Source organism: Marinobacter persicus, from assembly GCF_900114155.1.
Taxonomy (GTDB): Bacteria; Pseudomonadota; Gammaproteobacteria; order Pseudomonadales; family Oleiphilaceae; genus Marinobacter; species Marinobacter persicus.
Map to the genome: position 1 here is coordinate 55356 of NZ_FOSC01000003.1, position 13141 is coordinate 68496.

Sequence of the window (13141 nt, forward strand, 5' to 3'; positions counted from 1 at the left end):
TGCTGCGGAGGTCGTTATTAAAGCAGAAAGCGGTGACTACTATGGGGCCGCAGCTTCTTATGTTGGAGCGGTAGCAGGCGCTGCAGTTATTGCATTCGCTGCAACTATTACCTGGCCTGCGATTGCAGGCTCAATAATATTGGGCTCTCTCACTGGTTGGGCATATGATAAGATTTTTAGTTGGTTAGACCCGCTAGGCATAAATAACGATACAAACAGTGGCTTTTTAAATGCCCGAAACTGGATCCAACGTAGCGACCCTCTAACTCTGGATCTCGATGGCGACGGCCTCGAAACCACCGGCATCGATCCCACCAACCCCATCCTCTTCGACCACGACGGTGACGGCACGGCGAATGCCACCGGCTGGGTCAAGCCTGACGATGGCTATCTGGTTCTTGACCGCAATGAAAACGGCCTCATCGACAACGGCACCGAGCTCTTCGGCGACTCCACACCGCTGCTGGACGAAAACGGCGAAGTGGTTGGGCAGGCTGCCGACGGCTTTGCCGCCCTGGCCGCCGAGGACACCAACGGCGACGGCATCGTCGACGCCAATGACGCCAACTGGGACAAGCTGCGTGTCTGGCAGGATTTGAACTCGGATGGTAAGACCGACGAAGGTGAACTCAAAACATTGGAAGAGCTGGGCATCGCCGGTTTCCATGTGGCAAAGGAGGAGAATAACCAGGTTCTTGCCAACGGCAACGCCATTGCCGACCTCGGATCCTATATCAAGACGGATGGTTCCGAGGGGGCTCTGGGTGAAGTTACCGGCAACATGGCGGACATCGACCTGGCCGACAATCCCTTCTATCGCGAATTTGACGATTCCATCCCCTTGACGGAGCAAGCCGAAACGCTTCCGAATATGCAGGGTTCCGGTCACCTGCGGGACCTCCAGGAGGCCTCAAGTCTTTCTCCCGCACTGGCCGCCGCAGTCGAAAGGTATGCGCAAGGTGCGACCAAGAGTCAGCAATTGGCTCAACTGGATAGCCTGATCGAACAGTGGGCGGCTACCTCCTCTGGTGCAACCAGCATCGAGAAGGCGGATGACCAGGGGTACGACCTTAACTACTTGGTTCCCGGGTTGAGCCGTTCCATGCTCAAAAACCAGGTAAGTAGCCGCTGGTCTTCGCAAGATGATGGCGGTGGCAGCTCGCTTGAATCCTCGCGCTTTAGTGAAGAATACCAGGAACGCCTTGATGCATTGCTTGCAGAACAGGCGCGTGTAACGAAACTGGTCGGACTGCTTGAGCAGTTCAATGGGATGACCTTTGTGGACATCGAGCCGGACGGTGTTCGGACGGGGGCGGATCAGTTTATTGCCAGGTCAAGCAATTCGTCTGGACCTGATGGTGTGTCGGTGCGCCGGGTTTATGGTGCAACCCAGGCTGTGTATGTACCGTTATCCAGTGCCCAGATCGCCTTTCTCGAGCAGGCATACGAGAGCTTGCGCTCATCGGTTTATGACGGCCTGCTGCTGCAGACCCGCCTCAAACCCTACATGGATGCCATTAATCTTGGCATGAACGATGCCGGGCTGGCCTTCGATTTCAGTAACGTCACGGCCGCTCTGGAGTCGCGTTTTGAGGAAACGCCGAGTGAAGCAGTACGCGACCTGCTTGATTTGCAGCGCATGGCCGGCAGTAACCTTACCGGCATGGGCTGGGACGGCCTGGATACGCTCTACCGTTGGCTCGAGACTGATGGCGACAACCCCAGCATACAGACAGCACTGGCCGAGTTTGGTTACGGCAATATAGAGACCGATGGTACGGGTAGCCATGCCTCCGAAATCGTAACCGGCGATGTGGCCGGAGATACTCTTTCCGGTGGTAAGGGCAACGACCTGGTGTTGGGCAGCGAGGGGGATGACAGCCTGAATGGCGGCAGCGGCAACGACACCCTCTATGGCGGTGCCGGTAACGACACCTACCGCTTCAACCCGGGCGACGGCGCCGACACTATCATCGAAACCCACGGCGACACCGGCGAGGACGCGCTCGAATTTGGCGCCGGCATCCGCGCCGGGGACCTGGACATCTCGGCCGAAGACGACGCCCTGGTCTTTTCCCGCTACGGCAGCGGCGACCGCGTTGCCATCGCCAACTGGTTCGGCAGCCTGGCTGACGAGAAGCACCGACTGGATGCCGTTCGTTTTGCCGATGGGCGTGAACTCGACCTCGATACCTTGCAGGTGGGCTCCTCGGGCGACGACACCCTGGAGGGCACGGAGACCAACGACATCCTCGCCGGCGGCGCGGGCAACGACACCCTTTACGGCCACGACGGCAACGACTGGCTGGACGGCGGCAGCGGCGCCGACACGCTGGTGGGCGGCGCGGGCGACGACACCTATGTGGTCGATGATGCCGGCGATACCGTGGTCGAGGAGGCGGATGGCGGTATCGACACCGTCGAGGCGCGGGTCTCTGCCACGCTGACCGACAATGTCGAGAACCTCACCCTACTGGGCGATGCGAACACCAGCGGCACCGGCAACGAACTGGACAACGTCATCACCGGCAATAGCGGTGACAACGCCCTGGATGGCGCCGACGGCGCCGACACCCTTTTCGGATACGGCGACGACGACACGCTCCTCGGCGGCGAAGGGGCCGATACTCTGGATGGCGGCAGCGGGAACGACCTGCTCGACGGCGGCGCAGGGGCTGATCTAATGGCCGGTGGCCAAGGCGATGACACGTATGTGGTCGACAGCCTAGACGATGTGGTGACGGAAGCGGCCGGCGAAGGCCGCGACACCGTGCAGACCCACCTCGACTACACCCTCGGCGACAACCTGGAAGACCTCACCCTGACCGGCGAGGAGGGCGTGAGCGGAACGGGCAATGCCCGCGACAATACCCTGACCGGCAACAGTGCCGATAACACCCTGCAAGGGCTCGCCGGCTACGACCGCCTGGACGGCGGTGCTGGGGCCGATACGATGCTTGGCGGCAGCGGCAACGACACCTACGTGGTGGAAAGCGAGGGGGATGTGGTGCAGGAGAATGCTAGCGAGGGGACCGACACGGTCGAGTCGGCCATCGCCTACACCCTGACCGACCATGTCGAAAACCTCACGCTTACCGGTGAGGCCGACATCGACGGCACCGGTAATGAACTCGACAACTCGCTCATCGGCAACACCGGCGCCAACACCCTGTACGGCCTGGAGGGCGACGATTGGCTCGACGGCGGCACGGGCGCCGACACCCTCATCGGCGGCACCGGCAATGATACTTATGTGGTGGACGATGCCGGGGACCGCGTGGTGGAGCATGACGGCGAAGGCACTGACACGGTGCGCTCCAGCCGGACCTACACGCTGGGCGAAAACCTGGAAAACCTGACGCTCACCGGGCACGGCGCTATCGACGGCACCGGCAACGAACTGGACAACGTCATCACCGGCAACAGCGGCAGCAACACGCTCGATGGTGGCGCCGGTGCCGACGTCATGTCGGGCGGCGGCGGCAATGATACCTACATCCTGGATGACGCCGCCGACAGCGTGGTCGAGGCTGCGGGCCAGGGCATCGATACCGTGGTCAGCCCGTTTGACTATACGTTGGGCGATAACGTCGAGAACCTAACTCTCACCGGCAAGTCGATCACCGGCACAGGCAACACCCTGGACAATACTCTCACCGGTACCGATGCCGACAACACCCTGCACGGCCTGGAAGGCGATGACACCCTTGATGGCGGAGCCGGCGCCGACACACTGGTGGGTGGCCGCGGCAATGACAAGTATGTGGTGGACCTGGCGGAGGACACGGTTATCGAGGCCGCTGGCGAGGGTACCGATACCGTGCGGAGCAGCGTCACCTGGGCATTGGGCGAGAACCTGGAGAACCTCACACTCACCGGCGGCGATGCGATTGACGGGACCGGCAACGAACTCGACAACACCATCAAGGGCAACAGCGCGGATAACACCCTGCATGGCCTGGAGGGAGACGATACCCTCGACGGCGGGACAGGCGCTGACACGATGGTTGGCGGCAGCGGCAATGATACCTATGTGGTCGATGACAGCGGCGATACGGTGGTCGAGGCCGAGGGGGAAGGTGTCGATACAGTGAAGTCCAGCGTCGGTTACACCCTGACCGACAACGTGGAGAACCTGACCTTGACCGGGTCCGCGGCGATCGAGGGCGCGGGTAACGATCTGGATAACGTGATCAAGGGTAACAGCGGGGCCAATGTGCTCGAAGGTTTCGCCGGCGACGACGTGCTCGATGGTGGTGCAGGCGCCGATACCCTGGCTGGTGGCGAGGGCGACGACACCTATTTCGTGGACAGCACCGGTGACACGGTCGTCGAGAATACCGACGAGGGCTACGATCGGGTGTTCGCCAGCGCCAGCCACACCATGGGCGCGAACGTCGAGGAGCTGACCCTGACCGGTTCGGGGAACATCGACGGCAGTGGCAACGCCCTGGACAACACCATCACCGGTAATGCCGGTGACAATCGTTTGGACGGCGGCGCGGGTGCCGACACCATGACTGGCGGTGCTGGTAACGACACCTATGTGGTCGATGATGCCGGGGATGTGGTGACCGAGGCGGCCTATGAAGGGTTCGACACGGTCGAGGCTTCCATCGACTACACCCTCGGCGACTACGTGGAGAACCTGAGGCTGACGGGGGAGGTGGGACTCACCGGCAATGGCAACAGCCTGAACAACGTGCTGCGCGCCAACAACGGCGATAGCACCCTGCACGGCATGGCCGGCAATGACACTCTGCTCGGCAATGGCGGTGCTGACTATTTGGATGGTGGCGGTGGTGCCGACGGCATGGCTGGTGGTGCCGGTGATGATCGTTACCTGGTCGATGATGCCAACGATCAGGTGGTGGAAGTGGCGGGCGAGGGCCATGATACGGTTGCGGCTTCTCTCAGCTACTCGCTGGCTGATCATGTGGAAGATCTTGAGCTTTTGGGCAGCGAGGCGATCGACGGAACCGGCAATTCCCTCGACAACACCATAACCGGCAACAGCGCCGCAAACCGCATCGCCGGCGGCGCCGGGGCTGACACGATGAGCGGTGGTGCGGGGGATGATACCTACGTAGTGGACGATGCCGGCGACACGGTTGTCGAGGCTGCGGGCGAGGGCGTCGATACCGTAGAAGCAGGGATCAGCCACACCCTGGCGGACAATGTCGAGAATTTGGTGCTGACCGGTTCGGCCGATCTGGACGGAACCGGGAACACCTTGAATAATACCCTCACCGGTAATGCCGGCAACAACACGCTCGACGGCGACGCCGGGGTCGACACGCTGACTGGTGGGGCAGGCGACGATACCTACGTAGTGGACAACAGCGCCGATGCCATTGTCGAGAATGCCGAGGAAGGGGTCGATACGGTCATGGCCTCGGCAGACTACGCCCTCTCCGACAACATCGAAAACCTAGCCCTGACCGGTGATGCCGATCTTAGCGGTACCGGTAATGCGCTGGACAACGTCATCACCTCGAACGACGGGATCAACGTGCTGGCGGGTGGTGCCGGGAACGACACCTACATCGTCAACCACACCGAGGACAGCGTGGTGGAGCAGGCGGGGGAAGGCACAGACACGGTGCTCTCCTCGGCCACCTACACCCTCTCCGATAACGTCGAGAATCTCACCCTGACCGGTGAGGCCGATATCGACGGCACCGGTAACGGGCTCGATAATACAATCCTCGGCAATAGCGGCGCCAACACTATCGATGGCGGGGGCGGCGCCGACAGCATGGCCGGTGGTGCGGGCGACGACACCTATATCGTCGATCATGCCGGCGACGAGGTGAGCGAGGCCGCGGGCGAAGGAACCGATATCGTCTATGCCTCGGTCAGCCATACCCTTTCCGGCAACGTGGAGAACCTGACCCTGACCGGCGAGGCCGATATCAACGGCACCGGTAACAATCTCGACAACATCATCCTGGGTAATACCGGTAATAATCTGCTCAACGGTGGTTCCGGCAATGACCGGATCGAGGGCGGTGCGGGGAATGACACCCTCAATGGCGGTACCGGCACCGATGCGATGGCAGGCGGCACCGGCGATGATACCTACATCGTCGACAACGCCGGCGATCAGGTGAGTGAAATGGCCGGCGAAGGCGTTGACACTGTCAAGGCGAGTATCAGCTATACGCTGGGTGACAGTGTCGAGAATCTCACACTCACCGGCTACAACAGCATCAGTGGCACCGGTAACAGTCTCGACAACCTCATCATCGGCAACAACGGCAGTAATACCCTGCGGGGCATGGCTGGGGACGATACGCTCATCGGCAATAACGGCAACGATACGCTTGATGGTGGAAACGGCGCCGATGCCATGAGCGGCGGCTACGGCAACGACACCTACATCGTTGACGATATCGGCGATGTGGTAACCGAAAGCGCCGGTCGGGGTACTGACACCGTAAAAGCCAGTATCGACTACACGCTTACGGATAACGTTGAAAGGTTGACGCTCACCGGCACCGAGAACCTCGATGGTACCGGCAACAGCCTGGGCAACATCATCACCGGCAATACCGGTGACAACGTGCTCGATGGCAAAAGCGGCAACGACACCATCAATGCCGGCGACGGCAATGACATTCTGATCGGCGGTGACGGTAATGACAGCCTGAATGGCCAGGCCGGCGATGACCAACTTTCCGGGGATGCCGGTAACGATACCCTGAACGGCGGCATCGGTGCCGATACGATGGCCGGCGGCACGGGCAACGACACCTATGTGGTGGATAACGACGGTGATGTCGTGACCGAGCAGGCAGGCGAAGGCACCGACCATGTGCGGTCGAGCATCACCTATACCCTGACCGACAATGTCGAGAACCTGACGTTGGCCGGTAGTGCCAGCATCAACGGTACCGGGAATGAGCTTAACAACGTCATCAGGGGGAACAATGCCGACAACATCCTCGATGGCCTCGATGGCAATGACACCCTCTACGGAAACAACGGGAACGACACGCTGCTCGGCGGCGACGACGACGACAAACTCTACGGCGGTAGCGGCAACGACGTGCTCGATGGCGGTGCCGGCAACGACGTCCTGAACGGCGGTACCGGCGCCGATGCGATGGCAGGCGGCAGCGGCGATGATACCTACATCGTCGACAACGCCGGCGATCAGGTAACCGAGCTGGCCGGAGAGGGGGTTGACCTAGTCCAATCCAGCGTCAGCTACACCCTGAGCGACAACGTGGAGAACCTCACCCTCACCGGCTACAGCAGCATCAGCGGCACCGGCAACGACCTCGACAACGTCATTACCGGCAACAGAGGCAGCAACACCCTGCGTGGCCTGGCCGGCGGCGATACCCTGGTCGGGAACAACGGCAACGACACCCTGGACGGCGGCACCGGTGCCGATGTCATGAGCGGCGGTTACGGTAACGACACTTATGTCGTGGACGATGCCGGAGACGTGGTGACCGAAGGCGTCAATCGCGGGACGGATACGGTGCAGTCGAGTATCGACTACACCCTGACCGACAATGTCGAGAACCTGACCCTCACGGGCACTGAGGGCCTTCACGGCACCGGTAACACACTCAATAACGTGATCACCGGCAACAGCGGTGACAACGTACTGGATGGCAAGGCGGGCAACGACACCATTAACGCCGGTGACGGCAATGACACACTCATCGGTGGCGACGGCAGCGACAGCCTGACTGGCGGCGCGGGCAGCGATCAGCTCTTTGGCGGTGCCGGCAATGATACGCTCAATGGCGGTTCCGGGGCTGACGTCATGAGTGGTGGTACGGGGAATGATACCTATGTGGTGGATGATGCCGGGGACCTCGTGACCGAGCAGGCCGGCGAAGGTACCGATTATGTGCAGTCCAGCATCACCTACACCCTGACCGACAATGTCGAGAACTTGACCTTGACCGGCCTGGCCGATATCGACGGCACCGGTAACGAGTTGGACAACGTCATCAACGGCAACAGCGGTGCCAACATCCTCAACGGGCAGGCCGGTGACGATGCCTTGAACGGCAATGCCGGCAACGATGTACTGCTCTCCGGTGAGGGCAATGATACCCTCAATGGTGGCACTGGGGCTGACATCATGGTTGGTGGCAGCGGCGACGACACCTACATCGTCGACAACGCCGGTGATCAGGTGAACGAGCTGGCTGGCGAAGGGGTCGATACGGTCCAGGCCGGTGTCAGTCATACCCTGAGCGGCAACGTCGAGAACCTCACCCTCACCGGGTCCAGCAGCATCAACGGCACCGGTAACGAGCTCGACAACATAATCACCGGCAACAGCGGCAGCAACACCCTACGTGGTTTGGGCGGTGACGATACGCTTATCGGCAATAACGGTAACGACACCCTTGATGGTGGCAGCGGTGCCGACACCATGAGCGGGGGCTACGGCAACGACACCTATATCGTTGACGATGCCGGCGATTTCGTTTCGGAAGGTGGCGGGGCTGGTACCGACACGGTGCAGGCCAGCATCGACTATGCGCTCACCGACAATGTCGAAAACCTGACCCTGACGGGCACCAGGGATCTAAACGGCACCGGCAATGCGCTCAACAATGTCATCACCGGTAACAGCGGTAACAACGTGCTGGATGGCGCCGGTGGCGCCGATACCCTGATCGGCGGCCTGGGCGACGATACCTACACCGTCAACCACTCGTCGGATGTCATTGTGGAGCATGCCGGCGAGGGTTCTGACACAGTGGTCACCACCGCCAGCTATGTCCTGAGCGGTAATATCGAGAACCTCGCCCTGGCGGGTATCGCCAATCTTAACGGAACCGGTAACGATATCGACAACCGCATCACCGGCAATGTCGGCGACAATCGTCTCTCTGGTGCCGGCGGTGACGACATCCTGCATGGCGGCGAAGGGAATGACTCACTCTACGGTGGGTCCGGTGCTGACCAGCTACTCGGCGAGGCGGGCAACGATCTGCTGGACGGCGGCAGCGGTGCCGATCGGATGCAGGGCGGTGCCGGCGACGACACCTACGTTGTGGATGATGCCTCGGATGTCGTCGTGGAACTCGAGGGGGAAGGCTACGATACGGTTCGCGCCAGTATCGATTACACCCTCGGGGACAACCTCGAGAATCTCGAACTGATCGGTACGGCGGCTATCGACAGCGATGGCAATGCCGCCGATAACACCCTGACCGGTAACGACGGTGACAATGTCCTGCGCGGACTCAATGGCGACGACACGCTCATCGGCAACGGCGGCAACGACACCCTCGATGGCGGCAGCGGTGCCGATACCATGAGCGGCGGTACCGGCAACGATACCTACATCGTTGGCGATGCCGGTGATGTGGTCTTGGAGAGTGCCGGCGCCGGAACCGATACGGTGGAGGCGGGCCTCGACTACACCTTGACCGACAACGTCGAGAACCTGACCCTCACGGGCACCGAAAACCTCAGCGGGACCGGCAATACTCTCAACAATGCCATTAATGGCAATGGCGGCAACAATGTGCTGGATGGCGGTGCCGGGGCCGATACGTTGGCGGGTGGTACCGGCGATGACACTTATATCGTCGACAATGCCGGAGACTCGGTTGTCGAACAGGCCGGTGAGGATACCGATACTGTCTATGCCAGTGTCAGTCATATCCTGGATGCCAATGTCGAGAATCTGAACCTGACCGGCTCGGGTGCGATCAATGGTGCGGGTAACGCGCTTGACAACTGGATTGTCGGAAACAGCGGTGATAACTCTCTGTCGGGCGGTGATGGCGACGATATTCTGGATGGCGGTACCGGGGCTGACGCTTTGTACGGCGGTGCGGGTGACGACACCTATGTGGTGGACGACGTCGGCGATAGGGTTATTGAGAGCGCCGGCGAAGGCGTGGACACCGTGCAGGCCGGAGTCGATTTCACCTTGGGCGATCACGTCGAGAACCTGTCGTTGACAGGAACCGACAATCTCAACGGCACCGGCAACGCTCTGGACAACTGGCTGATCGGTAACGACGGTAACAATGTTCTCGCTGGTGGTGCCGGAAATGACCGATACGTCTTCCGCCCCGGCGATGGAATGGATACGTTCCAGGACATTCAAGGCCAGAACGCTCTCTATGTCGGAGGGGCTCTAACGGAGTATGACCTTGAGGCTGACCGGGTTGGCAACGATATGGTCGTGCGAGTGTTGGGGGCTTCAGATTCATTTGTGCTCGCAGACTGGTTTGGTCATCAGGAAGGCATCAACTCCATGGAATTTGATGATGGTACGGTTCTGGACCGGGATGGTATTGCGCTGCTGATGAATCGGCCGCCGGTTGCCAACACGGACAATATTACTATCGGTGAGGACCAGGCTTCGCTAGGCGTTGAGACGGACGCCCTACTGTCAAACGATACCGACCCCAATCCGGAAGATATTCTGAGTGTGGTCTCCGTGGGAGAGTCTCAGGTCGGTGCCGAAGTTTCCTTGGATAACGGGGAAGTTACATACAGCATAGGTGACAGCTTCCAGTATCTGGCTGAGGGCGAAACCGTTGAGGACGTATTCTCATACACTATCACTGACGATAAGGGAGCAACGGATATCGGGGTTGTTGAGGCAACGATCGTTGGTGCTAATGATCTTCCCGTGGTCGAATCAGATTTAGATACAGTGAAAGAAGACGAGATCATTGCTTCGGAGGGAAATGTCCTCGCTAATGATAGCGATGTTGATGCTACCGATGTGCTGACTATCGCAGATCCGGGTGATTACGAGGGGCAATACGGAACGTTGGCTCTGGCAGAAAACGGTGATTATGCATATACCCTGAACAACGAAAGCGACGCCATCCAGTCTCTTGGGCGGAGCATGGAAGTGACTGACCGTTTTGACTTTGCGGTAACAGATGGTCATGCGCAGGTTGCCTCCAGTCTCGCGGTTAATGTCCAGGGAACCAATGATGCTCCGTTGGTTGCGACTGCTTTAAATGATCAGGACTTTACCTTCAATAAGCCATTTTCGTGGCAGATCCCGGAAGGTAGCTTCGACGATCCGGATCAGGGCGACTCTCTGGATTACACAGCAACACTTGCCGATGGCTCTGAACTTCCCGAATGGCTCGGGTTTGACCCGGAAACTCAAACCTTCTCCGGGCATACCCCCAAGTCGGTTGGTTATGTTGATATCAAGGTGACGGTTACTGACCGTGTCGCGGCGACAGGAAGTACTGAAGGTAGTCTCTCCACTTTAGACGTTTTCCGGTTATCCGTTAGCCATGGTAATCAGGGAATTGGGAATGGTGCTGATGCGGCGCCCGCCGGTCACACCTCTAATTTCAATGACGGTCCTGGAACGGAGCCCGGAAAGCCGGGTGCTCCAGTTCGCAAAGGGAAGGGAGAAGCAGATACAGCAAGTTCCATGGAGTTTGGCAGTTCCTCGCAGTCAAGTATTAAGTTTGCAGATCTGGGCGCCATGCCCGCCAAGAAGCAATCATCTCAGTTGGGTTCAAGTGTTATTGATATCAATAAGTTGCTTGCTCAATGGGAAGCCGTTGACCGGTATGCAAGTAGCCAAAGGCAAGGTAAAAGCGTAGCGGATGAGGCGGATCTTGGTTCCTTGCCTGCAGATGCCATGGGTGGCGCGTTAAGTGCTCATCGGAGAATGAGGAAGAGTGACCCTCTTAGGATAGGGAACTCATCTCAACAGATGAACTCATTCAGAGGATTGCAGGATGGCATGGAAAATCTAGGTTAACTGCGGATTATGAAAATTTTAAACAGAAAGAAAACTGGCGGGATGGAAGAGCATCCCGCCAGTTTCTCCCCTGGGATCTTGAGCGTACAGTCGAAACCGCCTCACCCTATTCCCCGTGTTGTCCTAGGTATTCTTGTATTGCTCTTTGTTTGCGGCTTGCTGTGGGCAGCATTTGGGCGCTTGGATATTGTTGCGGTTGCACAAGGGAAGCTCATTCCGTCGACCTACGTAAAAATTGTTCAGCCTCCCGAGGCAGGGCTCATTCGCGAAATTTTGGTAAGAGAAGGAGAGAGAGTAAAAACTGGCCAAACCTTAATGCGAATGGATACCACTTCGGTAGATGCCGATTACAAGTCAATTTTAGAAGAACTAAAAAGATCAACGTTAAATCTACGAAGAATCGAAGCCGAACTTACAGGAGCTCAATTCGTAAAAGAACCAGGGGATCCCGGTGCTCTATTTACTGAGGTTCGATTGCAATACGAATCGAATAAGGAATCCCTGGCGAGTGCTGTTTCCGAACAGGAGGCGGCATTGGAACGCGCAGAGAAAGAGCTTGCACTTGCTTTTGAAACGAAAGACAAGCTGGAAAAAGTCTTACCTCTATACAAGCAAGAGGAAGAGGCGTACCTGAAATTATCGGAAAGTGCCCATGTGGGCATGCTTGATGCCATTGATAAAACACGGAAACGCATTGAAAAAGAGGAAGAATACCAAGCCCAGGATTTGATTATTGCCCGCGAGAAGGCGGCAATGGAGCAAACGCAGCGGAAGATTCGTCAGTTGCTCAGCGATAATGAACGTCAGCTAAGGGAGCAGCGAGCCCAACTGGCAGAGAAAATTAATCGTCTCGAGGCAGAGCTGATAAAGCAAGAGCATCGCCGTTCGTTGTTAGAGCTCAAAGCGCCGCAGGATGGGGTCGTGAAAGATATGGCGACGCACACTGTCGGTACCGTAACCCAGCCAGGTACGATTCTGATGACTCTGGTTCCTCTGACTGACACCTTGCGAGCAGAAGTATGGCTTCAAAATCAGGATGTTGGGTTCGTTCGTCCCGGCCAGGATGTGAAATTGAAGTTGACAGCCTTTCAATTTCAAAAATATGGCATGGTTAATGGTAATGTTGAGCATGTTGCAGCAGATGCACGGGACGCCGGTCAACAGCCGCCGGGTGAACAATCAGCCAGCAGTGCAAACCCTCTGACCTATCGAACATTGATTAGCTTGGATGACCAGAAACTCTTTACGGAAATGAAGTCGTATGATCTCTTTCCCGGAATGCAGGTTATGGCGGAAATAAAGCTTGGAGAGCGCTCCGTTCTCGAATACCTTTTGTCGCCTGTTCGGAGGGCCTTTCATCAGGCGGGTAGAGAACGTTGACGCACATATTGGACAGTTACTCCT

At 58.4% G+C, this 13141-nt stretch carries 2 protein-coding genes; both read left to right on the forward strand.

Annotated elements, in window-relative coordinates; all coding sequences use genetic code 11:
- The first annotated feature begins 139 nt into the window (after positions 1–139).
- Complete coding sequence (locus tag BMZ63_RS03975) at positions 140–11737, forward strand: VCBS domain-containing protein (RefSeq protein ID WP_177187025.1); 11598 nt, start codon at positions 140–142, stop codon at positions 11735–11737.
- Positions 11738–11746: 9 nt separating this feature from the next.
- Positions 11747–13117 carry an HlyD family type I secretion periplasmic adaptor subunit gene (locus BMZ63_RS03980; protein ID WP_091701990.1) on the forward strand — a complete coding sequence of 457 codons (1371 nt, stop codon included), beginning with the start codon at positions 11747–11749 and terminating at the stop codon, positions 13115–13117.
- Positions 13118–13141 lie beyond the last annotated feature (24 nt).

Excerpts from the sequence above, each read along its gene's own strand:
- BMZ63_RS03980 (WP_091701990.1), top strand. The coding sequence starts at position 11,747 with ATGAAAATTTTAAACAGAAAGAAAACTGGCGGGATGGAAGAGCATCCC.